Annotated in this window: 25 protein-coding genes; 11 read left to right on the top strand and 14 right to left on the bottom strand. The window is 73.0% G+C overall.

The window, feature by feature from the left end:
• A complete protein-coding gene (locus ABZ877_RS35735) occupies positions 1-792 on the bottom strand; it encodes a thioesterase family protein (RefSeq protein ID WP_361080043.1) in 792 nt (263 codons plus the stop codon).
• Positions 793-965: 173 nt separating this feature from the next.
• Here ABZ877_RS35735 and ABZ877_RS35730 point away from each other — a divergent pair, with 173 nt between their 5' ends.
• Both ABZ877_RS35730 and ABZ877_RS35725 read left to right on the top strand, forming a co-directional pair.
• A complete protein-coding gene (locus ABZ877_RS35730; RefSeq protein WP_361080041.1) occupies positions 966-1,991 on the top strand; it encodes a YdcF family protein in 1,026 nt (341 codons plus the stop codon).
• A 100-nt stretch (positions 1,992-2,091) separates the two neighbouring features.
• Complete coding sequence (locus tag ABZ877_RS35725; protein ID WP_361080039.1) at positions 2,092-2,562, top strand: hypothetical protein; 471 nt, start codon at positions 2,092-2,094, stop codon at positions 2,560-2,562.
• Positions 2,563-2,590: 28 nt separating this feature from the next.
• On the opposite strand, the gene ABZ877_RS35720 is transcribed toward ABZ877_RS35725, so the two are convergent.
• The 5 genes from ABZ877_RS35720 to ABZ877_RS35700 form a co-directional block, all read right to left on the bottom strand.
• The gene (locus ABZ877_RS35720; RefSeq protein WP_361080037.1) at positions 2,591-3,346 is read right to left on the bottom strand and encodes a GAF domain-containing protein; all 756 of its coding nucleotides are present in this window, start codon (positions 3,344-3,346) and stop codon (positions 2,591-2,593) included.
• A 101-nt stretch (positions 3,347-3,447) separates the two neighbouring features.
• Entirely contained in the window at positions 3,448-4,449 is a 1,002-nt protein-coding gene (locus ABZ877_RS35715) for an SDR family oxidoreductase (RefSeq protein WP_361080035.1), read from the bottom strand.
• 8 nt (positions 4,450-4,457) lie between these two features.
• Positions 4,458-6,242, bottom strand: coding sequence for a glycoside hydrolase family 15 protein (locus ABZ877_RS35710; protein WP_361080033.1), 1,785 nt, complete (start codon positions 6,240-6,242; stop codon positions 4,458-4,460).
• Positions 6,243-6,300: 58 nt separating this feature from the next.
• Positions 6,301-6,477, bottom strand: coding sequence for a hypothetical protein (locus ABZ877_RS35705; protein ID WP_361080031.1), 177 nt, complete (start codon positions 6,475-6,477; stop codon positions 6,301-6,303).
• Between the two features lie 124 nt (positions 6,478-6,601).
• Positions 6,602-6,739, bottom strand: coding sequence for a hypothetical protein (locus ABZ877_RS35700; RefSeq protein WP_361080029.1), 138 nt, complete (start codon positions 6,737-6,739; stop codon positions 6,602-6,604).
• Between the two features lie 178 nt (positions 6,740-6,917).
• On the opposite strand from ABZ877_RS35700, the gene ABZ877_RS35695 reads away from it, so the two are divergent.
• Entirely contained in the window at positions 6,918-7,091 is a 174-nt protein-coding gene (locus ABZ877_RS35695) for a hypothetical protein (protein ID WP_361080027.1), read from the top strand.
• A gap of 146 nt (positions 7,092-7,237) precedes the next feature.
• A complete protein-coding gene (locus tag ABZ877_RS35690; RefSeq protein ID WP_361080025.1) occupies positions 7,238-8,191 on the top strand; it encodes a YihY/virulence factor BrkB family protein in 954 nt (317 codons plus the stop codon).
• Between the two features lie 12 nt (positions 8,192-8,203).
• Here the strand turns inward: ABZ877_RS35690 and ABZ877_RS35685 are convergent, their stop codons facing one another.
• Positions 8,204-9,019, bottom strand: coding sequence for a phytanoyl-CoA dioxygenase family protein (locus tag ABZ877_RS35685; protein ID WP_361080023.1), 816 nt, complete (start codon positions 9,017-9,019; stop codon positions 8,204-8,206).
• A gap of 118 nt (positions 9,020-9,137) precedes the next feature.
• Between ABZ877_RS35685 and ABZ877_RS35680 the strand changes: the two genes are divergently transcribed.
• The 4 genes from ABZ877_RS35680 to ABZ877_RS35665 all read left to right on the top strand — a co-directional run bounded on the left by ABZ877_RS35680 (position 9,138) and on the right by ABZ877_RS35665 (position 11,626).
• Positions 9,138-10,142, top strand: a complete 1,005-nt coding sequence (locus tag ABZ877_RS35680) for a LacI family DNA-binding transcriptional regulator (protein ID WP_361080021.1) — start codon at positions 9,138-9,140, stop codon at positions 10,140-10,142.
• Positions 10,143-10,217: 75 nt separating this feature from the next.
• Positions 10,218-10,592, top strand: a complete 375-nt coding sequence (locus ABZ877_RS35675; protein ID WP_361080019.1) for a hypothetical protein — start codon at positions 10,218-10,220, stop codon at positions 10,590-10,592.
• A gap of 94 nt (positions 10,593-10,686) precedes the next feature.
• Positions 10,687-11,220: a hypothetical protein gene (locus tag ABZ877_RS35670; protein WP_361080017.1), complete on the top strand. Its 534-nt coding sequence runs from the start codon at positions 10,687-10,689 to the stop codon at positions 11,218-11,220.
• 76 nt (positions 11,221-11,296) lie between these two features.
• On the top strand, positions 11,297-11,626 hold the full coding sequence (locus ABZ877_RS35665) for a hypothetical protein (protein ID WP_361080015.1): 330 nt from the start codon (positions 11,297-11,299) through the stop codon (positions 11,624-11,626).
• An 84-nt stretch (positions 11,627-11,710) separates the two neighbouring features.
• Here the strand turns inward: ABZ877_RS35665 and ABZ877_RS35660 are convergent, their stop codons facing one another.
• Together ABZ877_RS35660 and ABZ877_RS35655 are read right to left on the bottom strand one after the other, a co-directional pair.
• A complete protein-coding gene (locus ABZ877_RS35660; protein ID WP_361080013.1) occupies positions 11,711-11,977 on the bottom strand; it encodes a hypothetical protein in 267 nt (88 codons plus the stop codon).
• A gap of 275 nt (positions 11,978-12,252) precedes the next feature.
• Positions 12,253-14,037, bottom strand: coding sequence for an ATP-binding SpoIIE family protein phosphatase (locus ABZ877_RS35655; protein ID WP_361080011.1), 1,785 nt, complete (start codon positions 14,035-14,037; stop codon positions 12,253-12,255).
• Positions 14,038-14,288: 251 nt separating this feature from the next.
• Between ABZ877_RS35655 and ctaD the strand changes: the two genes are divergently transcribed.
• Together ctaD and ABZ877_RS35645 are read left to right on the top strand one after the other, a co-directional pair.
• The gene (ctaD, locus tag ABZ877_RS35650; RefSeq protein ID WP_361080009.1) at positions 14,289-15,992 is read left to right on the top strand and encodes a cytochrome c oxidase subunit I; all 1,704 of its coding nucleotides are present in this window, start codon (positions 14,289-14,291) and stop codon (positions 15,990-15,992) included.
• Complete coding sequence (locus tag ABZ877_RS35645; protein ID WP_361080007.1) at positions 15,989-16,339, top strand: hypothetical protein; 351 nt, start codon at positions 15,989-15,991, stop codon at positions 16,337-16,339. Before ctaD ends, ABZ877_RS35645 begins: the two co-directional genes overlap by 4 nt.
• Positions 16,340-16,407: 68 nt before the next feature.
• Here the strand turns inward: ABZ877_RS35645 and ABZ877_RS35640 are convergent, their stop codons facing one another.
• From ABZ877_RS35640 to ABZ877_RS35620, 5 genes are all read right to left on the bottom strand, one after another.
• On the bottom strand, positions 16,408-17,628 hold the full coding sequence (locus ABZ877_RS35640) for an MFS transporter (RefSeq protein WP_361080005.1): 1,221 nt from the start codon (positions 17,626-17,628) through the stop codon (positions 16,408-16,410).
• A gap of 204 nt (positions 17,629-17,832) precedes the next feature.
• A complete protein-coding gene (locus ABZ877_RS35635) occupies positions 17,833-18,501 on the bottom strand; it encodes an endonuclease (protein ID WP_361080003.1) in 669 nt (222 codons plus the stop codon).
• A complete protein-coding gene (gene ligD / locus ABZ877_RS35630; protein WP_361080001.1) occupies positions 18,498-19,511 on the bottom strand; it encodes a non-homologous end-joining DNA ligase in 1,014 nt (337 codons plus the stop codon). Before ligD ends, ABZ877_RS35635 begins: the two co-directional genes overlap by 4 nt.
• Positions 19,508-20,209: a DNA polymerase ligase N-terminal domain-containing protein gene (locus tag ABZ877_RS35625; RefSeq protein ID WP_361079999.1), complete on the bottom strand. Its 702-nt coding sequence runs from the start codon at positions 20,207-20,209 to the stop codon at positions 19,508-19,510. The genes ligD and ABZ877_RS35625 overlap by 4 nt, the downstream gene beginning before the upstream one ends.
• 19 nt (positions 20,210-20,228) lie before the next feature.
• Positions 20,229-21,023 (bottom strand): SigB/SigF/SigG family RNA polymerase sigma factor, encoded by a 795-nt coding sequence (locus ABZ877_RS35620; protein WP_361079997.1) that lies wholly within the window; start codon positions 21,021-21,023, stop codon positions 20,229-20,231.
• 272 nt (positions 21,024-21,295) lie between these two features.
• Between ABZ877_RS35620 and ABZ877_RS35615 the strand changes: the two genes are divergently transcribed.
• Positions 21,296-22,246 (top strand): Ku protein, encoded by a 951-nt coding sequence (locus ABZ877_RS35615; protein ID WP_361079995.1) that lies wholly within the window; start codon positions 21,296-21,298, stop codon positions 22,244-22,246.
• The last annotated feature ends 74 nt before the right edge of the window (positions 22,247-22,320 follow it).

The following is a 22,320-nucleotide window of genomic DNA, read 5'->3' as shown; positions in this document are numbered from 1 at the left end:
TCACACCTTCTGCGGGCGGACGGTGAGGATCTGCTCGGCGTAGCCGACCGGACCCCGTACGTCGTGCAGGACGGTGCTGGTCACCCCGTGTCCGGCCGGGCCGAACGTCACCGTGGTGTCCAGGCCCGTCCAGCGGCCCTCGGGCTGCCGGTGCAGATGCACGGTGAGATCGACGTTCGGGAACATCCACTCGGCGGGCGACTGCCGTACGGCGATGCCGTTCGCGGTGTCGACCAGGGCGATGTAGGACGCGAGGGCGCTGCTCGGCTGCCCGGCCACCAGGTCGAGCGGCGTGGAGATCCAGGCGGTCGTGCGGCCGGGCCGCGGCGGCGCGGTCGGGCGGACGTCGACCGAGGCGATGTACCCGCCCGGCCACTCCTCGTGCAGCGCCCAGGACGCGAGCCCCTCGGGCGGGGTGAGCGGGTCCTGTCCGCCGCCCGCGACCCGGGCGGTGTCGCCCGGCGCGAGCAGCCAGGCACGGGCCCGCACCACGGCCCGGCCCGCGATGACCACGACGGCTTCGAGCAGTTCGATGGTGCGGCCGGGCCGGACCGTCTCCACCTGTATCTCGCACTCCTCCAGGCCGAGGCGCCCGAGGATGTCGAAGCTGATCCGCGCGAGGACCAGCCGGTTCGGCTCGGGGCGCGCGGCCAGGTGGCGTTCGACGGCATGCACGACGAGCCCGCCGAGCGGGCTGAAGTGCTGCTCGTCCGGGTCCCAGGCGCCGCTCGCGTGCGAGGTCGGCTTGTAGCGGTGGGCGTCGATCGGCTCGTAGTAGCTGTCGGTGCTCAACGGACGTGTTCCTTCCGGCCGGTGCGTGATGATCAACGTAGCCGAGCGGTCACCCGGCACGGCACGCTGCCATGTGCGGCCGGTCGGCGAAGCCGCGGCGCGGCGGCGGCCCGCGCAGGGGGCCGGGGAGGGCACGCGACGGAGGCTTCCCGCACGTCAGTAGCATGACCCGCATGTTGGCCTACGTCCCGGCGCTCGTCTGTTTCCTCGTGTTCTGCTTCGGAGTGCTGGTCGACCGGCGCCGGGTCAGCAATGCCGTCTTCCTCGGGCTCGCGATCGTGTTCGCGGCGACCGCGCTGTTCCTGCGACTGGCCGCGGAGCGACCGCAGTTGGGCAGCGACGTGGCGATAGCCCTGCTGGTGCTCGCGGCGCTCGGTGTCGTGGCCCTCGCCTGGTTCCTGCTCGTCAACGGCGTCACGATGGTGCGCAAGGAGGGCCGGAGCCCGGCCAACCTGCTGTCCCTGGGCGCGGGTCTCGCCCTGGTCGCGCTGCTCGGCCTCCTCGTCACCGCCCTGGTCCTGCACACCCGCACCCTCCTCGTGGCGGCGGCGACCGCGGTCGTGCTGACGGGGCTCGTCGTCTTCCTGTTCGCCTGCTTCCTCCTCTACGCCCAGCTCTACGAAAGGGTCCGCATCCGGCGCAGGGCCGACTACGTCGTGGTCCTCGGCTCCGGTCTGACCGGCGGCGACACCGTGCCGCCGCTGCTCGCGAGCCGCCTCGACCGGGCCCGCGAGGAGCACGCCAGACTGTCCCGGCGAGGAAGGCGGCCCGTCCTGCTGACCTCCGGAGGACAGGGTCCCGACGAGAAGCTGCCCGAGTCCCACGCGATGGCCGACTACCTGATCGCGCGCGGTGTCCCGGCGGACCTCGTCGAGCGCGAGGACCGCTCGACCACCACCGAGGAGAACCTGCGGTTCAGCAAGGCCCTGATGGAGCGGGCGAAGCCGGACTACCGGTGCGTGATCGTCACCAACAACTACCACGTGTTCCGCGCCGCCGTGACGGCCCGCCGCACCGGCGTCCGCGGCCATGTGATCGGCGCCCGCACCGCCTCCTACTTCTGGCCGAGCGCCATGATCCGCGAGTTCGTCGCGCTCCTGCTGACCTACCGCCGCACCAACGCCGCGATCTTCCTCCTGCTCGTCCTCGGCGGCCTGGCCATCTGGTGGCTCGGCTGGTCGCCCTCCGCACGCGTCTGAGGCCCATGAGTCGTGCGGTCCGCCTGACGCGCGCGGCAATGCGGCGTACCGTCAACGGATGGACGGCGAGACGTGGTTGGCGTCCTGCCACCCTGATCCTGTGGACGTACAGCGGCAGTGGGAGCGGCCCCCGCACGTGGCCCGGATCCCCACCGGCCGCCGCTTCGACGCGCTGCGGCTGACCCAGCCGCTGGCGCTGACGGTCCTGTGGGAGCTGGGCGGCCTCGCCGAGAAGGTGCCGGTCCTCGAACAGCACGACGGACCGCGCCCCGTCTTCTCCATCCTGGCCCACCTCGACGACGACCCCGGTGCCTGGCCGCCGCAGCCGCCCTCCTCGTCCCTCCTGACGACCGGCGGGAGCATCCTCGTCCCGTCCCCGAACGCGGACGCCCTCACCGGCGTCCAGCTCCACGCCCTGCTGTGGCGTACCCCGCCGGACGGCAGCGGGCACCTGGCCGACCCCGGCGCACTGCGCGAGGCCCTCGCCCGCGCCCGGGACACCGACCGGCAGAGCGCCCGCATCCGGGCCGCCCGGTCCGCCTTCTACGGGGCCAAGCACCGCCGCACGTGACCTGGCCTGCGGGCCGGTGGAACGCCGCTCAGTCGCCGTGCGGTTCGCCCGGCGCGGTGAGCAGGCCGACGTCCACCGTCCGCGCCACGATCCGCGCGCACAGCTCCGGCAGTGTCAGACGCCGGGCCCGGGCGTGGGCGCGCAGGCGCTCCAGGGCCGCGTCCGGGACGATGCCGAGGTGGGCCGCGAGCGCCCCCTTGGCCTGCTCGACGGCGATGCGGCGGCTGATGTCCGTCCGCAGGCGGTCGGCCCGGTCGGCCAGTTCCCGGTGCAGGTGGCGGTGGACGATCCCGAGGGTGGTGGCGTCGGCGAGGATCTGGGCCACGCGCAGGTCGGCCGGGCGCAGCCGCCCCGGCGCGGTGTCGAAGACGCCGACGGCGCCGACGGTCTCCCCGCGCAGCCGCATCGGCAGGGCGGCCACCGCGCCGAACCCGGCGGCGCGGGCCGCCCCGGTGAAGTGCGGCCAGCGCTCCGCGGCGGCCCGCGTACGCAGGTCCACCGGGCCGACGGCGTCGTGCCCGGCGCAGCAGTCACGGCCCGGGCCCTCGTCGAACTCGGCCTCGGCCGCGCCCAGTTCACCGACCGTGCGCGTGGTGGCGGTGGCCGCCACGAGCCGCCTCCGGTCGTCGACGAGGACCACCCCGGACGCCGCGACGCCGAGCAGCTCCACCACGTACGCGGTCAGCACGCGCAGGAGGTCGACGAGGTGGAACTCGTCCGTCGCCGTGTCCGTCAGCTCCAGCACGGCGCGGGCCAGGCGCTCGTCCCGCTGCCGCTGCTCCATGGTGTCCCCCGCACGACGCGGCCGGGCACGGTTCCTCGCCGAACCGCGCGGCCCTCCGTCCATTCTGGAGCCATCGGGCCCCGTGGGGAACGGTCGCGGGGTCAGTGCCGCGCGCGCCTGCCGAGCCAGGCCGTGGCGGCGGCGACGGACGCGAGCGCCGAGAGACCGGCGACGGGGTGGCGGGAGACGGCGGCCTGCCAGGAGCGGCCGTGGGAGGCGTCGTCGAAGACGCCGTGGGCGCCGTGGAGTCCGTCCTCGGTCCGGTCGACCGGTTCGAACAGGTTGCTCCGGCCGGTCGGCGGCCGCTGGTCGGTCTGCTGGGAGTCGAAGCCCGTACGCGCGAGATAGCGGTCGAGCAGCGCGGGGACGAGGCGGTTGGCCCACAGGGTCGCCACGGTGCTGGCGCCGATGTAGTACTGCTTGCGGCGCGGACGGTCCGCCGCGTGCAGGACGCCCCGGGCCGCGACCTCCGGCTGGTAGATGGGGGCGACGGGCTGCGGGTGCCAGGGCAGCTTGGAGGAGACCCAGGAGAACTGCGGGGTGTTGAGAGCGGGCATCTGCACGACGGTGACGTGCACGTTGCTCTTGCGGTGCAGCAGTTCGGTGCGCAGGGACGACGTGAAGCCGTTGATGGCGTGCTTGGCGCCGCAGTACGCCGACTGCAGCGGCACCGACCGCTCCCCGAGGGCGGAGCCGACCTGCACGATCGTGCCGCGGTCGCGGGGCAGCATCCGCTGGAGCGCGGCGCGGGTGCCGTTGACGAAGCCCAGGTATGTGACCCTGGTCGCCCGTTCGAACTCCTCGGCGGTGACCTCGTCGAACGGCGCGAAGACGGTGCTGAACGCGCAGTTGACCCAGATGTCGATGGGCCCGAACGTCTGCTCGGCGGCGTCGGCGGCGGCCTCCACCTGCGCCGCTTCGGCGACGTCGGCGACCTGGACGAGGGGCCGGCCGCCGAGCGCCTCGACGTCCTTGGCGGCGGAGTCCAGTCCGGCCCGGCCGCGGGCGATCAGGACGACGTTGGCGCCGCGCTCGGCGAACATGCGGGCGGTGGCGCGGCCGATCCCGGCGCTGGCGCCGGTGATGACGACGGTCTGGGGCATGGTTCGGGTCAGCTCCTTGCTCGGTGGTCCGCGCCGTGGGCCCCGGGGGCCCCGGCGAGACGGGCGGTGGTCTCCAACAGGAGGGCGTGGACGAAGGCTTGCGGCAGGTTGCCGCGGAGTTGGCGCTGGGCGACGTCGAACTCCTCGGCGTACAGGCCGGACGCGCCGCACGCGCCACGGTTGCGTTCGAACCAGCGGTGCGCCTCGACCGGGTCGCCCTGGCCGTGCTCGGCGAGCGCCATGACGAACCCGCACAGGAGGAACGCGCCCTCGGCGTCGGCGAGGGGCCGGTCGTCGTGGCGGAACCGGTACATGAAGTGGTCCTGCGCGAGCCGCTCGCGGCAGACGGCGAGCGTGGCGCGGGTACGGGCGTCGTCGGCGGGCAGCGCGCCACGGACGGCGGGAAGCAGCAGGGCGGCGTCGACGGCGGGGTCGTCGGGCGCGCGCTGCCAATGCCCGTCGGGGTGGACGGAGGTGGCCTCCGTGGCGGTGAGGATCGCACCGGCGAGCGCGGTGCAGATGGCGGCGAGCGGGTGGCGGGGCGCGGCGCGGGCGAGCGCGTGCAGCCCGGCGACGCAGATGAGGCGGCTGTGCGTCCAGGCCCGGGGATCCAGCTCCCAGATGCCCGCGTCGGGCTCCCGCCAGCGCTCGGCGACGGCCCGGACCGCGGCGTCTGCGGCCTTCCAGCCGTCGGCGTCGAGGCGGTCGAGGCGCTGGGCGGCGGCGAACAGGAGCAGCGCCTCGCCGAAGCAGTCCAGCTGGAACTGCTCGCGCACGCGGTTGCCGATGCGGCTGTGGCCGCCGGGGTAGCCGGGCAGGTCCAGCTCCTTCTGGCCGGGGACGGGGTCGCCGTGGATCGTGTAGGCGGGGGTGAGGCGCGCGCCGTCGGCGCGCAGCCGTTCGCCGGTGAACCGCACGGCGGCGTCGAGCAGGTCGTGGGCGCCGGCGGCCGCGGCGGCCTGTCCCGCGTAGCTCTGGTCGCGGATCCAGACGTAGCGGTAGTCGTAGTTTCGGCCGGCCTCCGCGCGTTCGGGAAGGCTGGTGGTGGCCGCGGCGACCATGCCGCCGTCGCGCGTGGTCAGGCCGCGCAGGAGGGTGTAGGCGCGGCCCGCGTCGTCGGCGGCGATGGTGTCGCCAAAGGCGGGCCGCGCCTCGCGCCAGGCCCGTTCCGTCCTGGCCCACTCCCCCGCGGCGTGCGGCGGTTCGTCCGGGAGCGGCCGGTCGGAGCATTCGAGGACGAGGTCGCGCCGTTCGCCGGGCTCCAGCACGAGGTCGGCGACGAGGCCCTCATCCCCGGGGGTCGCTTCGGGCGCGCCCTGCCAGCGCAGCCGGAGCCGGCCGGTGCGCAGGTGCCAGACGTCCTGGTCGTCGCGGTGGGCGTCGGCGAGCGGGGCGCGGCCGTAGTCGCAGCGCGGGTCCAGGACGACGCGCAGGCGGGCGGCGCCCGCGACGGCGTGGATCCGCCGGAGCAGGACCAGGCGCCGTTCGTCGCCGGGGAAGGCGAGGGTGTCGCGGCACTCGACGACACCATCGGTGGTGACCCAGCGGTTGCGCCAGATCAGCGTGCCGGCCTCGTAGTGACCGCCGGGCACCCACCGTCCGTGCGGCGTCACGGCGTAGACGCCTCCGCCGCCGATGAGCGAGGCGAACACCGCGTCGTCGTGCCAGGCGGGCGCGCACAGCCAGTTCAGCGCCCCGTCCGGCCCGACCAGCGCGCCACGCTCACCGTCGGCGAGCAGCGCGTAGTCGTGCAGCGCGTGGGGCGGGAACGAGGTGCCGGGGGTGCGGGTCACGGGTACGGCCTCCTGGAGGCGGGCGGCGGGGGCGGGGCGGGAGGCCGGGTGGCGGGCGTCATCGGCGTCGCAGGGCGCGGCCGGTGGCCCGCGGCAGGCCGAGCGCCTGCGCGTCGACGTCCTCCTGGCTGTCGCCGGTGTACTGCACCATCAGCCGGACCTCGCCGTCGAAGCGGGCCTCGCCGTCCGCCTCCGCGCGCAACGCCGGGGCGGGGACGCGGGTGGGGCTGGGCATGGGGCGGGCCGCCTTCCTGGACGCTCGACGGGACGGTCGTGGCCGCGGGGCGCCCGTGGCCACCGGCGCGTGTCCAGCCTCGCACCGCGCGGGGGCGCTGTCGCGGCGCGCGTGGCCGGGTGCGTCAGGGTCTGTTCCGCCTGTCACGGCGGTGCCACGCCAGGGCGAGGACGGCGAAGGCCAGGACCACGATCAACACCTGCGCCCACAGCGGCACGAAGTCGGGGGCGCTGCCCCCTCTCGCCAGTACGACGGGCTCCATGGGCCCCGGATGCCCGGAGCGGGGCCGGCGACACGTGCGCCCAGTCGGGTGGTCGCTGGACTGCCCGCCCCGACATGCGCGCGGCGGACGACCGGCTCACCGTGGGTCGTGTTCCACCCATGGAACCACCCGCACAGAACCATTCGCACAGAACCACTCGTACAGACAAGGAGCCGTCATGGCCGACCGCAGCAACATCCAGGACCCGACGTTCGACCCGTTCGACCCGCAGGACGAGCGAGGCCGCCAGGAGCCGGGGCGCGACCGTCAGGACCGGGAGCGCGACAGGCGCCGCGAGGACGACACGCAGCCCCTGCTTCCCGAGGACGGCCGGGAGGACGGCTACCGCTGACCCGCGGGCACACGCGGAGCTGACCGACGGCGCCCCGGACCGGATCCCTCCCCGGTCCGGGGCGCCGCTCGCCGATTGCCGGGCGCGATCGGGGGCAGAGGGGTGCGCGGAACACAGCCGGGCGCGTGCGGAACCGAGGGGGAACGATGGGTACGGCGACCAAGGTCCCCGAGACCCGCGACATGCGGGGCGACGAACTCTCCGGCGACGAGGCGTACGAGGCGCTGCGCCGCTACGGCGGCCGCCAGTTGCTGCGGGACGCCTTCGTCCGGTTCCGCTACGCGGACGGGTTCAGCCACTCCCGCGCGCTGGCGCTGCAGACGGTGCTCGCGCTGATCCCGCTCGCCATCGTCTTCGTCGGCCTGTCGACGACGCTGCACACCGAGAGCGTCGGGCGCTTCGCGGAGGAGACCATCCACCGGATCGCGGCCGGGCCGAGCGCGAAGATCGTCGACGACGCCCTCGCCAGGAGCCGCCGCACCGCCGACGGCGGCACCCAGGTGGCCCTCTGGTTCGCGCTGGCGTTCTCGCTGTCCAACATCACCACGGCGATGTGCCAGGTCGAGCGCGGCGCCAACCGCATCTACGGCAACGAACGCGACCGGCCCTTCGTGCAGAAGTACGCGCGCGGTCTCGTCATGGCGCTCGGCGCCGGGCTCCCGCTCGGCCTCGGCTTCGTCATGATGGTGGCGGGCGGCGACCTGGCAGCGGCGGCGGTCTCCGTCTACGGCCTCGGCGACGGTGCCGGCGCCGTCTGGGGCGTCCTGCGCTGGCCCCTCGGCCTGCTGCTCGCGCTGATCTCGGCGAGCGCGATCTTCCGGCGCTCGCCGCGCCGCCGCCAACCGGGGTACACCTGGCTGGCGTTCGGGGCCGCCGTGTACCTGGTGCTGTGGTCGCTGCTGACGTGGGCGCTGAGCCTGTACCTCTCGCTCAGCGGCTCCTTCGACACCGTCTACGGGCCGCTCAGCGCGTTCATGTCCCTGCTCCTGTGGGCGTATCTCACCTCCGTCGCGCTGTTCCTGGGGCTGTCGTTCGCGGCGCAGCTCGAAGCGGCCCGCGCCCTGCGCCCGGGCCCGGCGGAGCCCGACCCAGGCGTCTGAGCGCGGGCCGCCTCAGGCATCGCCCATGACCAGACCCTCGATGGTGTGCTTCTGCGTGATCGGCGTCAGCTTCTCGACGACCGGGCAGTCCAGGTGGCGGCGGACCCGCTCGGGCAGCGTCTCCCAGAACGCGCGGGTGACGGCGGTGTCGTGGCGGTCGGCGTTGTTCGCCTCGGGCCCGTCGAGGCCGAGGACGAGGACGGGCCGCGCCTTCGCGGACTCGTTCTTCGTGCCGCGGTGGATGGTGAGCGCGGTGCGGGCCGAGATGTCGCCGCGCTGGGGGTACTTGCGCACGGCGCGCTGCTCGTAGCGGCCGTAGCGCTCGCGGGGCGGGAACATGCCGTGCTCGAAGTCGGGTCCGTCGTCCCAATGGGTGCCGGGCGCGATCTCGAAGGGGCCCATGTCCTCGGCGGTGTCGACGGCGGTGACGTTGAACGCCAGGGAGGTCAGGCGGCGTTCGGCGCGCGTCTCGTCGGGGATCGGGAAGTCGCGGTGCCAGGGCTGATTGACCGCGCCCTCCAGCGGGACGTCGAAGCCGAGTTCGACGATGCGGTAGTCGGGGCCGAGCACGGCGGTGGCGACGGAGCGGACCCAGGGGTGGTCCACGAGGTCTACGAAGCCGCGCAGTTGCTCGGGGTGGATCTCCACGTAGTAGCGGTGCGGGCCGCGGCCCACGGCTCCGTCGGGCCGGGCGCGCGCCTCCTCGAAGGCGGTCTCGATGTCCTCGCGCAGCCGGTCGGCCCACTCCTCGGTGAAGGCGCCCTTGCGCGCGGTGATGCCGTCCTCGTACAGGTTCGCGACGTCCTGGGCCACGTCCACGTCGGTCATCCTTGCCTCCTCGCAAGCCGTGCTTTCGTCTCCGCTCCACATTGCATCGTTGCATGCAACGTTGCAATACCCTTTGGCGCAGAGAAGTCCGGCAGACCGGTCATGAAAAGATGACGCGGTGAGCAGTCGTCTGAAAGATGTGGCCGCCCGGGCCGGGGTCTCCGTGCGCACCGTGTCCAACGTCGTCAGCGGCAGCGCCGCCGTGGCGCCCGAGACCCGGCAGCGCGTCCAGGAAGCGCTCGACGCGCTCGGCTACCAGCCCAACCTCGCCGCCCGCAGCCTGCGCGCCGGCCGCACCGGCATCATCGGCCTCGCCATCCCCGAACTGCACTCCCCCTACTTCGGCGAGCTCGCCGGGCTCCTCGTCGACGAGGCGCGGCGCCGCTCGTGGACCGTCATCATCGACCAGACGCGGGGCGACGCCGACGCCGAGCGCCGCCTGCTCACCCAGGGCGGCGGGCGCGTCGTCGACGGCCTCATCATCAGCCCCTGGGCCCTCGACCCGGCCGAACTCGCCGCCACCGCACCGGCCGTGCCGCTCGTCCTGCTCGGCGAGCGCAGCCCGCACGGGGCCGCTGACCACGTCGCCGTCGACAACGTCACCGCCGCCGACGAGGCGACCAGCCACCTCATCGGCCTCGGCCGGCGCCGCGTCGCCGCCATCGGGCTCCAGCCCCACCTGCACAACGGCACGGCCCTGCAGCGCGCCGAGGGCTACGTCCGCGCGCTCGACCGGGCCGGGCTGCCGCAACTCCCGGGCGCACAGCGGCCGGTGGCCGCGCTGCACCGGGCGGACGGCGCCCGCGCGATGACCGAACTCCTCGACGGCGGCACCGCGCCCGACGCCGTCTTCGCGTTCAGCGACGAACTCGCCCTCGGCGCCCTGCACGTGGCGCACGAGCGGGGCCTGCGCGTCCCCGAGGACGTCGCGATCGTCGGCTTCGACGACATCGAGGACGGCCGCTACAGCCACCCTCCCTTGACCACCATCGCCCCGGACAAGCGGCAGATCGCCGAACGCTCCCTGCAATGCCTGGCCGACCGGATATACAGCCCCGGCAACGACGTCCCGCCGCAGGAGCTGATCGTGCCGCACCGTCTGATCGGGCGCGGCACGGCCTGAGCGCGAGGGCCGACATCCGCTGAGGATGCGGGGCGGCCAGGTCACAGGAGGCCGGGTCACATAGAATCTGCGGCCATGTCGAAGCCTGACGAACTGCTCACCGTGCTCGCGGCCACCGTGGAGTCCGAACAGAGCACGCAGATGTCCCTGACGGTGGTCACCGGCGGCACTGTCATCACCGGCCGCCTCGCACCGGAGGCGATCTGGCGCCAGCGGGTCTCGGAGGTCCTCAAGGACTCGGACCAGCTCGGCCCGTTCGCGACCGCCTTCACCTCCCTGGAGGCGGACGGGGCGCCCGCGCCGCACACGACCCCCACCCACCTGCACTTCCACGTCGCACGGATCCTCCAGGGGACCATGGGCATCCCCGAGACGGGCGGGATGTACCGGGTCGCCATCTCGGACGTCAACGCGTGGACGGTCGGGGACTTCAGCTACTCCGATCACTGACGGCCGCTCGCGGTCCCGTTAGCCACGGGGCCGCGAGTGGCATACACCCGGCAAGAAGATCGTCCGCCTTCCTCTTGCCCGGGAGTGCTGTGTGATGCCCCTCCGCAGACGACTGCTGTCCGCCGCGGTCACGCCGCTCGTCATCGGCGTGGCCGCCTCGGCGGCGGGTGCCGCCCCGCGGCCGCCCGCGCTCTCGCACCACCGCCCGGCCGTCGCCGCGCGCACGGCGACGGTCGTCACGGAACTGAGCGCGCGGGAGACCCCGGCCGGTGCCGCGTCGACGGTGCGGGTCAAGGGGCGGCTCGTCGAGGGCGACACCCTGCTCTTCCCCCTGGCACGGCTCGCGGTCTCCGTGGAGGTCAGCGGCGAGGCCGACGCCGCGCCGCAGCGGTGCAACACCACCACGAGCCGCGAGGGCCGGTTCACCTGCGTGTTCCGTGTGACGCCGCGTCGGATGACCGAGGCGACGGTCACCTTCCGGGGCAACGCCCTGTTCGCGCCGGGGAAGGCCACCACCACCATCGCGGCGGACCCGCCGGGCGCGGCGCCCGCACCGGCCCCCTCCGGGGTGCCGTCGGCGGACGCCGCCACCACTGCGGCCACTAGCCCGACCGCAGCCAGGGAATGACTCCTACGGGTGGCGGCGACCGGCCCGTGCCGGTGCGTCGCCGTCCCTGCCGGGGCCCCGCGGGCACGGTCGGACCATGTCGATTCTGTCTCCGGGACGCCTCGCCCCGCGTCCGACCGCCCTGACCCTCGCCCTGGCCGCCGGGCTCTGTCTGGCCGCGCCGGGGGCCGCCGCCGCGGCGGAGCCGTCCCCCGCGGACGGCGTGACGATCCCCACGGCCGAGGCCCCGTTCAGCCCCGGCGGCCCGGCGTTCAGCCGGAACACGGCGGACTTCACAGGGGGCCGCGTCGTCTACACCACCACCGCGTCCGGCTTCGACGCCTCGGGCACCGCCTACTTCGAGCAGACGGTCATGACGGTCGGACCCGACGGGCCGAAGTGGTCGACGACCCGCACGCATTCCTGACGCCTGCCGTGCCGCACAGGCGTGTGCCCCGGAGTCCTGGACTCCGGGGCACACGCCTCGTTCCGGCTCGGCGGCCGGAGCGCGTCAGGAGTGCGAGCCCACCGTGGTGCCGGAGGCACCCGTCGGGCCGGCCTGCTTGGTGGTGGTGACGAAGTAGGCCTTGCCGTCCCGGCCGAAGCCGCTGAACGTCGCGGAGGTGCGGCCGCCGTTCACCGTCGCGGAGTTCGTCGCCTTCCCGTAGCCGGGGCCGTCGTGGCCCGGGCCGTCGTGGGCCGACGCCAGGCCGGCGCTGCCGATGACGAGGGGGGTGACGAGGGCGCCGACAGCGACGTACTTGGCAATCTTGCGCATCCGGTGCGGTCCTTTCAGAGTTCGCCGGCCCGGGGACGAGCGCCCGGCACCGTTGCCGGGTCGGTGGAAGGGGCCACGCTTCCGCCGCGTTCGACGTTGCCGGGTCCGTGTGCGCTCCGCATCCGCTGCCGTCACTGTGCGTGAGATACAAGGGCAGGGATCTCTCCGTCACACACCGCCTCTGACCTGCACAAATGTGCGATCAGCCGGTGCCTGCCCATTTGGGGGAATTCCCCCGTACGGCGGTCTTCCCGCCCGGGCCCGGACCGGCGGGTTCAGGGCTCCTCCGGGCCGTCCTCGTCGAGGACGAACCAGACGGTCTTGCCCTCCGGTTCGGGGCGCACGTTCCACTGGTGGGCGAGCAGGTCGAGCAGGACGAGGCCGCGCCCGGAGGAGGACAGCTCGCCGGGGGCGCGCCGGTGCGGGACGTCGTCGCTGCGGTCGGTGACCTCCACGCGCAGCCGCCGCTGCCCCGGGGGACCGCTGATCTCGGCGCGCAGGACCGCGGCGTGCTCGGTGTGGACCAGGACGTTGCCGAGCAGCTCCGAGGCGAGCAGGACGGCGGTGTCGATCTGCTCGGGCCGCGCCCAGTCGTGGAGCAGTCCCTGAAGCTCGATGCGGGCCTCGCTGAGCGTCTCCGCCTGGTCCTGCTGCAAAGTGAGGCACAGGCGCCGCACGGGCGGGCCCGCGTGCGGCGCGGAGGGGTCGCGGCGCAGCAGGAGCAGGGCGATGTCGTCCTCGGTGATGGAGGCGGGCTGGTCGGGCGAGCGCGGGTCGCCGGGTGCGACGACGGCGCTCAGCAGCCGGTCCGCCATGGCGTCGAGGTCGTCGGGGGTGCCCGGGGAGAGGGCGCTGCGTACGCGGAGCCAGCCGGAGTACATGTCGTGGCCACCCGCCTCGATCAGGCCGTCGGTGCAGAGCATGAGGATCTCGTTCTCGCGCAGGCTGAGGACGTTGACCGGGTAGTTGTCTTCGCTGAGGTCGAGGCCGAGGGGCAGGCCGCCGCTGAGGTGCTTGAGCAGGCAGGTGCCGTCGGGGAGGCGCAGGACGGGGTGCGGGTGCCCGGCGCGGGCGATGCGGACGGTGCCGGTGGCGGGGTCGGCCTCCATGTAGATGCAGGTCGCGAAGCGGTCCTCGTCGAGTGCGGCGAGGAAGTGGGAGGCGCGGGTCAGGACGGCGTCGGGGCCGTGGCCCTCGATGGCGTAGGCGTGGATGGCGGTGCGGAGCTGCGACATGAGTCCGGCGGCGTGCATGTCGTGGCCCTGGACGTCGCCGATGACGAGGCCGAGGCGGCCGCCGGGCAGGGAGATGCAGTCGAACCAGTCGCCGCCGACCATGAGCCCGCCGCCGGTGGGCAGGTACCGGGCGGCGGTGGTGAGCCCCTCGACGCCGACGCCGGTTCCGGACATGCTGCTGCGCAGACTCCGGGAGAGGGCGCGGTCGGCCTCGCCGGTGTAGGAGTGCTCGACGCTCTGGCTGAGGAGGCGGGCGAGGGCGACGAGGAGCGCGCGCACCTTGTCGGTCATCCGCACCGGGGCGTCGAACGCGGCCATCCAGACGCCGGTGACCTGCCCGTACGTGGTCAGTGGCAGGAACGCCCACGCCTTGTGCCCCTCCCGGTCGGAGGGGGCGAAGGTGGCGGGCGAACGGCCGCGGTACTCCTCGGGGGAGCCGAGGAAGACGGGGCGGCCGGTCCGGGCGACCTGCGCCCCGGGGTAGTCGCTGTCCAGCGCCACCCGGAAGGCGGGGTCCTCGCAGCCGGGGAAGCCGAACTGGCCGACGCAGTGCAGGACGTCGCGGTCGGCGCGGAAGACGGCCTGGCCGCGCAGGGGCAGGGCGGGGTCGTACACGCGGGAGATCACGGCGAGGGCGTCGCCGAGAGACTCCGTACGGGCCAGCGCGTGCCCCGTGACGAGCAGGTCGGCGGCGCGGTGGCGGACCCGCTCGGCCGGATCGCCGGGCTCGTCGGCGGCCGGGCCCTCCATGCGGTTCAACTCCTCGACCTGGCGCACCTCGGCGGCGTACTCCGCGGAACGGCCGTGCTCGCGCCCCTCACCCACCTCGGGTACTCCCGTCTGTTCTCGCCGGTCACTATGTGCTGTTCCACCCCATGTTCCGCCGGTTCGCCGGGAAGCGCCCGCCCGCTCGCCGCGGCGTGGTCGCCCCGTCACCCCAGCGGCTGGTGCATTCGGGGGAACCACGCGCGCGCGGGAGCGCGCGTCCCGGAAGCGGCGGCGAGCCTGGGCTAGTCGTGGTCGTATCCCCCGCTGCGCGTATCCGTCGCCGGCACCGACGAAGAGAGCCACACCTGATGACGTCCTTGGAGAGCGCGGAGGCCGCGCCCGACGCACACAACTCGGAGAGTGCCCATCCGCGGCGCCCCGGCGCGGTCGTGGTGAAGTGGCTCACCACCACCGACCACAAGACGATCGGGACGCTGTATCTGACGACGTCGTTCGGGTTCTTCCTGGTCGGCGGCGTCATGGCGCTCTTCATGCGCGCCGAGCTGGCCAGGCCGGGGAACCAGATCCTGTCGAACGAGCAGTTCAACCAGGCGTTCACCATGCACGGCACGGTGATGCTGCTGATGTTCGCCACGCCGCTCTTCGTCGGTTTCGCGAACTGGATCATGCCGTTGCAGATCGGCGCGCCCGACGTGGCGTTCCCGCGCCTGAACATGTTCGCCTACTGGATGTACCTGTTCGGCTCGCTGATCGCGATGGGCAGCTTCCTGACCCCGCAGGGCGCGGCGGACTTCGGCTGGTTCGCCTACAGCCCGCTGTCGGACGCCGTGCACTCGCCGGGCATCGGCGGTGACATGTGGGTGATGGGCCTCGCCTTCCAGGGCTTCGGCACGATCCTCGGCTCGGTCAACTTCATCACCACCATCATCTGCATGCGCGCGCCCGGCATGACCGTGTTCCGCATGCCGATCTTCACCTGGAACGTGCTGCTCACGGCCGTCCTCGTCCTGCTGGCCTTCCCGGTGCTCGCCGCCGCGCTGCTCGCCCTGGAGGCGGACCGCAAGTTCGGGGCGCACATCTTCGACCCGGCGAACGGCGGGCCCTTGCTGTGGCAGCACCTGTTCTGGTTCTTCGGCCATCCAGAGGTGTACATCATCGCGTTGCCGTTCTTCGGCATCGTCTCCGAGGTGATCCCGGTCTTCAGCCGCAAGCCGATCTTCGGCTACTCCGGTCTGGTCGGCGCGACCATCGCCATCGCCGGTCTGTCGGTGACGGTGTGGGCGCACCACATGTACGTCACGGGCGGCGCGCTGCTGCCCTTCTTCTCGTTCATGACGTTCCTGATCGCGGTGCCGACCGGTGTGAAGTTCTTCAACTGGATCGGCACGATGTGGAAGGGCTCGCTGTCCTTCGAGACGCCGATGCTGTGGTCGGTCGGCTTCCTGGTGACCTTCCTGTTCGGCGGTCTGACCGGGGTCATCCTGGCCGCGCCGCCGCTGGACTTCCACGTGTCCGACTCGTACTTCGTGGTGGCGCACTTCCACTACGTCGTGTTCGGCACCGTCGTCTTCGCGATGTTCGCGGGGTTCCACTTCTGGTGGCCGAAGTTCACCGGCAAGATGCTCGACGAGCGGCTCGGCAAGATCACGTTCTGGACGCTGTTCGTCGGGTTCCACGGCACCTTCCTCATCCAGCACTGGCTGGGCGTCGAGGGGATGCCGCGCCGGTACGCGGACTATCTCGCGGCGGACGGCTTCACGACCCTGAACACCATCTCCAGCATCTCGTCCTTCCTGCTGGGCCTCTCGCTCCTGCCGTTCCTCTACAACGTCTGGAAGACCGCCAAGTACGGCAAGAGGATCGTCGTGGACGATCCCTGGGGCTACGGCCGTTCGCTGGAGTGGGCGACGTCCTGCCCGCCGCCGCGTCACAACTTCTGCACCCTGCCGCGCATCCGCTCGGAGTCGCCCGCGTTCGACCTGCACCACCCGAGCGTCGCGGCCCTGGACCAGAGCCAGAACCGGCACCGCAACGAGACCCACTCCGCATGAGCGCCGACCGCGACGTCGAGTCCGGCCTGCAGCGGATGGAGGGGTATCTGCTGTGGACGTCGAAGGTGACGGAGACCCGGGCGCAGGCCGAGGAGTTCACCCGGCGGCTGCCCTGGCTCACCACCGCGCAGCGCGAGGAGGTGGAGCGCGTCTTCACCGAGGAGCGCCTCGCGTTCCACAAGGCGGCGCTCGGACAGATCGCGGCCCGCGCGCGTGAGCTGCGCGGCGAGTACAACGAGCGCTACGTCCGGCTCAAGGCGCGCTGCCTCGGGTGGTGCGTGGGCGGTGTCGGCGCGGTCGTCGCCCTGTGCGCGTACGTCACGTTCTCGTACGTCGCCCAGAAGTGAACCGGGGCCGTACACCTGCCGGTGGTCGCGGCGGTGTACGGCCCCTGTGCGTGCTGCCCCTCCGCGCCTCAGGGTGCGGGGGTGACCTGTCCGGCCTCCTCGGCCGGGGTCTTCGCGCCGGAGGAGCGGATCACCTCGGAGCGGCGGGTGCCCCGGTCCAGAGCGCCGCCGGTGACCGCGAGGGCGAGGCCCGCGACGGCGAGCACCGCGCCGACGAGGTTGGGCGAGGCCCAGCCCCAGCCCGCCGAGATGGCGAGGCCGCCGAGCCAGGCGCCGCCCGCGTTGGCGAGGTTGAAGGCGGAGTGGTTGGAGGCCGCCGCCATGGTCGGCGCCTTCTCCGCCTTGGCCATGAGCAGCATCTGCACGGGTGTGGTGATGAGGGAGCCCAGCGCGCCGATGGCGGTGATCGTGACGAGCGCGGGCACCGTGCTGTGGACGGTGAAGTAGAACGTCACCAGGGCCACCGCGAGCAGCGCGAGACCGCCGTAGAGCGTCGGGCGCAGGGCGCGGTCCGTGAGCGGGCCGGCGAGCAGCGTGCCGAGCGTCATGCCGACGCCGTAGAGCGCGAGGACCAGCGTGGTCGAGGCGTCGGAGATGCCGGTGACGTGCGTCAGCATCGGTACGAGGTAGCTGTAGACGGCGAAGAACCCGCCGAAGCCGACGACGGCGGTCGCGAGGCCGATGACGACCTGCTTGTTGCCCATCGCGCGCAGCTCGTGCCGGATGCCGGACTGCTGCCCGCGCGGCTGGTGCGGGACGAACAGCGCGAGCGCGATCAGGGCGAGGACGCCGATGCCGCCGACCGCCCAGTAGGCGACGCGCCAGCCCAGGTGCTGGCCGAGCGCCGTGCCCGCGGGTACGCCGACGATGTTGGCGACGGTGAGGCCGAGGAACATCTTCGACACGGCGCGTGCGGCGCGCTCGGGCGCGACGAGCCGGGAGGCGACGACGGCGCCGACGCCGAACAGCGCCCCGTGCGGCAGTCCGGCGAGGAAGCGCGCGGCGAACAGCGTCCCGAAGCTCGGGGCGAGCGCGGAGGCGACGTTGCCGACGACGAAGAGGCCCGACAGGAGCAGCAGCAGCCGCTTGTGCGGGATGCGGGCGCCGATGCCGGTGAGGACGGGCGCGCCGACGACGACTCCGAGGGCGTAGGCCGACACGAGGTTGCCGGCGTGGGGTACGGAGACGTCGACGCCGTCGGCGATCTGGGGCAGCAGCCCCATGGTGGCGAACTCGGTCGTGCCGATGCCGAACGCGACAACAGCCAGGGCCAGCAGGGCCAGCGGCATGGTGGAGGAGACCTTTCGAAGTACAGCGGTCCGATCACGGGGGTGTCAGGGGACCCGAGCCCCATTGCCCGGTGCCGCCTCGCAGAGACAGGCTCTTCGAGGCACAAGCCCACCAGCATTGCAGCAGTGTGGGGGGACATGCACATTCCAAGATCGACCGGTACGCGCGCGTGAGCTGCGTCACCCAGAGCGGGAGCGCCGGTGTCAGGCGTCCCGCGCGCGTGTGCGGCAGTCCTCCACGACACTCTTGTCGAGCGCGGCCCGGACGAGGGCGGCGGCGATCTCCGCGCGCGGCGTGGCGTCGCCCGCGAGGCGGAGCAGCGCGTCGGGGTCCTTCGGCAGTCCGAGGCGTTCGGCGCCTTGCAGCGTCTTCGCGTCCAGGAAGGGCGCGTACTCGGGCCAGACGTCCTGGACCTCGCGCAGGAAGATGTCGACGCCGGTCGGGCCGAGCCCGGGGACCTTGCGCAGCTCGGCGCGGAGGGTGGCGGCGTCGCCGTCGGCCCGCTCGCGCACCGTGCGCAGGTCGCCGCCCCACTCGTCGAGGACCAGGCGGGCGCCGTCGCCGAGCTGGGTGGCGGTGCGCTCGTCGTAGCGCCGGTAGTGGCCCTTGCCGAGGGCGTCGACGCGCTGCTGCCAGGTGGCGTCGAGCATGCGGCGCGGGTCGCGCAGCCCGTCGTCGTACAGCGCCCGCGCGGTCGCCACGGCGACGGAGGCGCGGATGCGCGCGCTGAGCAGCAGCGCGAGGACGAGTGTCCGGTAGAGCGGCTGCGGGGTGTTCTTGAGGGTGATGCCCGCCTCGGCGGCGTAGGTCTGCCCGTGCCCGGACAGCAGGGCGCGCATCAGGTTCCGCTGGTCGGTGTCGGTGTCGCTCATGTCTCCGGGCGCTCCCTGATGACGTCGGCCGGGTTCTTGTCGTCGCGCAGCCCCTGGTAGCGGGGGTGGCGCAACATGCCGTCGCGGGTCCACTCCGAGAAGTCGATCTGCGCGACGAGCCGCGGTCGCACCCAGTGGGCACCGCGCTGCGCGATGCGGCCCGCGAACGGCGATGTGCTCTCCTCCAGGGCGTCGAGGCGCCGCCGCAGGTCGAGCAGGGTCCGGCGGTCGAACCCCGTGCCGACCTTGCCCGCGTAGCGCAGCGTGCCGGTGTCGTCGTGGTAGCCGATGAGGAGGGCGCCGAGGCCCTCGCGGCTGCCCGCGGGTTCGGTGAAGCCGCCGATGACGAACTCCTGCCCGAAGCTGCACTTCAGCTTGAGCCAGTCGTCCGAGCGGCGGGGCTGGTAGGTGCTGTCGGCCCGTTTGGCGATGAGCCCCTCCCAGCCGCGCCGGCAGGCGTCGGCGAGGAGTTCGGGGCCGCCCGCGTTGCGGTGGGTGGTGTAGCGCAGCGGCGCCCGGAACGTCAGCGCGCGCCGCAACAGGGACTTGCGGTTGCGCAGCGGGAGGCGCCGCACGTCGACGCCGTCCAGGCGCAGCAGGTCGAAGACGTGGTAGGTGACGGCCACCTTGCTCCGCTCGACGTCGGCGCGGCGGGTCAGGCCCATGCGCTGCTGGAGCAGGGAGAAGTCGGTGCGCCCGCCCGCGTAGGCGACGATCTCGCCGTCGACGGTGAAGTCCGCGCAGTCCTGGGCGGCGAGCGCCTTGACGATCTCGGGGTAGGTGGAGTCGATCCTGCGCCCCGAGCGGGAGCGGATCGTCACCTCGCCGCCCTCCCGCACGGCGAGCACCCGGACGCCGTCGAGCTTCCGCTCGAAGATCCAGCCCTCGGGGAAGTCACGGCGGTCGGTGAGGGTCGCGAGCATCGGGCGCGCGGCGAGTTCGACGCCGGGCGCCGCCGGGCGCGTACGGCCGTCGAGGGCGGGCGGCAGCGTATCGAGCAGGCCGGTCATCGCTTCTCCCCGCGATCGGATCCCCAGGTCGGTGCGTCGGGTGCGTCGGCGACCTGGCGGAGGGTGCGGCCGGTGCGGGCCGAACGGGCGCGGCGGGGGTCGGGGGTGCCGGTACCCGAGCCGTGCCCGGCCGTGGACCCCTTGCGCACCAGCAGCCACGTCGGCTTCTTCGCCGAGCCGCCGTCCCGCTCCTCGCGGCCGTGGAAGCGGGTCAGCGCGTACTGTCCGCGCAGCTTCTCGCCGTGCAGCTCGAAAGTGGCGTGCCCGTTCTCCAGCGCCTGTGCGAACGGCACGGGGCGGTGCCGCTTGTCGTGGCTCATCGGGCGGTACGTGCCCCGGTCCCAGACGATCACCGTGCCGCCGCCGTACTCGCCCCGCGGGATCGTTCCCTCGAAGTCCCGGTACGCCATCGGGTGGTCCTCGGTGGGGATGGCGAGCCGCTTGTCGTGCGGGTCGGTCGACGGGCCCTTCGGGATCGACCAGGACTTGAGGACGCCGTCGACCTCCAGGCGGAAGTCGAAGTGCATTGAGCTGGCGTCGTGGATCTGCACCACGAAGACCGGCTCGTCGGAGCCGGAGTCCGGGCCGGAGCCGGAGCCGGACGGCTCGGCCTCCGCGTCGTGTTCGCCGCTCGGTTCGCTCGTCCGGTCGAAGTGCCGCTTCCCGCGGTAGGTCCGCAGCCCGTCCTCGTCGCTCACACCGGCTCCTCTCCGTCGGTCAGGCGGCCTGCTCGTGCCGGGCGGTGCGGGCCGCGTGCTCGCGGACCGTGGCGCAGCTCCGGCTGATGAGGCGGGAGACGTGCATCTGGGAGATGCCGACCACCTCGGCGATCCGGGCCTGCGTCATGTCCTCGAAGAAGCGGAGGTACAGGATGGTGCGTTCCCGCTCGGGCAGGTCGCGCAGGCCCTCCTTGGCCGCTTCGCGGTCGGCGACGAGGTCGTAGCCCGCGTCGGCCTCGCCGAGCGTGTCGGCCAGGCTGAACCCGTCGTCCGACACACCCGTCTCCGCGTCCAGGGACAGTGCGCTGTAGCTCTCCAGCGCCTCCAGGCCGTCCCGTACGTCGTCGCAGGTCAAGCCCGTGTGACCGGCGATCTCCTCGACGCTCGGCTCGCCCTCGCGCCCGGGGGCGTCCAGGAGTTCGCGGCGCGCGACACGGACCTTGTTGCGCAGGTCCTGCACGCGGCGGGGCACCCGTACGTCCCAGGTGTGGTCGCGGAAGTGGCGGCGCAGTTCGCCGGTGATCGTGGGGACCGCGTAGGACTCGAAGGCGCCGCGCCCGAGGTCGTAGCGCTCGACCGCCTTGACGAGGCCCATCGCGGCGACCTGCTCCAGGTCCTGCATGTTCTCGCCCTTGTTGCGGAACCTCCTGGCGAGGCGGTTCGCCATCGGCAGCCAGGCCTCGACCAGCTCCGCGAACAGCATGTCGTGCTCACGCCCCGCCGGGCTCTCGGCCATCAGGGCGAAGGTGTGGTCCGTGTCGGGCGCATCGTCGTGCGCATGCCGAATGGCCATGGAGAACTCGCTCCTCAACGCTTACGAAGGAAGGAACGCGAGAAGCAGAGACCGGCTGCATCCGGGTGTACCGCTCCCCGCGGACGCGCCTGTGGTCTCAAGCACTCACACCGCCTGCCCGTCGTCCCGGGGGACAAACAGCGGGCACTGATCACGCTACGCGCGGCGGGTCCGGGCCGCATGCGGAGAGTCCCGGGGGCCTCCTCCGGCCCGGCCGAATCCCCTGCCCCGTCCTACACTGGCGTTCTCGGGGCCGACCAGGGAGGTTCGTCATGCCCCGCCCCGTGTGGACCGGTGCCATCTCGTTCGGGCTCGTCACCATCCCGATCCGGGTGATGACCGCCACCGAGGACCACAGCATCCGGTTCCACCAGTACCACCTGGACGACATGGGACGGGTCCGCAGCCGCAAGGTGTGCGAGCTTGAGGACCGCGAGGTCACCCAGGACGAGATCGGCAAGGGGTACGAGATCGCCCCGGGGCAGGTCGTCGCCGTCTCCGACGAGGAGCTGCGCGAACTGCCGCTGCCGACCGCGAAGGCGATCGAGATCGTCGCCTTCGTGCCGTACGAGTCCATCGACCCGATCCAGATCGGTGAGGGGTACTACCTGGAGGCGGGTGGGCAGGCCGCCACGAAGCCGTACGTGCTGCTCCGCAAGGCCCTGGAGCGCAACGCCAAGGCCGCCATCGCCAAGTTCGCCTGGCACGGCCGGGAGCGGCTCGGGCTGCTCCGCGTCAAGGAGTCCGTGATCGCCCTGCACGCCCTGAAATGGCCCGACGAGGTCCGCTCCCCCGAGGAGCTGGCCCCGGCCCAGGTCGACATCACCGGCGCCGAGGTCGAGGAGGCGCTGCTGCTCATCGACTCCATGACCCGCGACGAGCCCCTGGAGGAGGCCGAGTGGGCCTCCGACCGGTACACGGCGGCGCTGGAGGAGGTCATCCACGCCAAGGCGGACGGCAAACAACTCCCCGCCGCCGAGCCGGAGGAACCCGCGTCGGGCCGCGTCCTGGACCTCATGGCCGCCCTGGAGCAGTCGGTACAGCAGGCCAAGAGCTCACGCGGCACCGGGGGCACGTCGCAGGCGACGATCCACGAAATGCCGAAGAAGAAGGCGGCCGCCAAGAAGACGACAGCCTCGAAGAAGACGCCGTCGGCGAAGAAGACGGCCAAGGAGCCCGCGAAGAAGTCGACCCCGGCAAAGCGGACGCGGCGCTCGGCTTGACCGCACTAAGAGCACGGGCGGTTGCGCCGCCCGGCTTGACCCGCATGAGGGGGCCGAGTGGACGCGTCACCCGG

The sequence above is a fragment of the Streptomyces sp. NPDC046939 genome, from assembly GCF_040644575.1.
Classification (GTDB): domain Bacteria; phylum Actinomycetota; class Actinomycetes; order Streptomycetales; family Streptomycetaceae; genus Streptomyces.
Note: the sequence above shows the minus strand (reverse complement) of the source record. Positions and strands in the feature narration are given on the sequence as shown.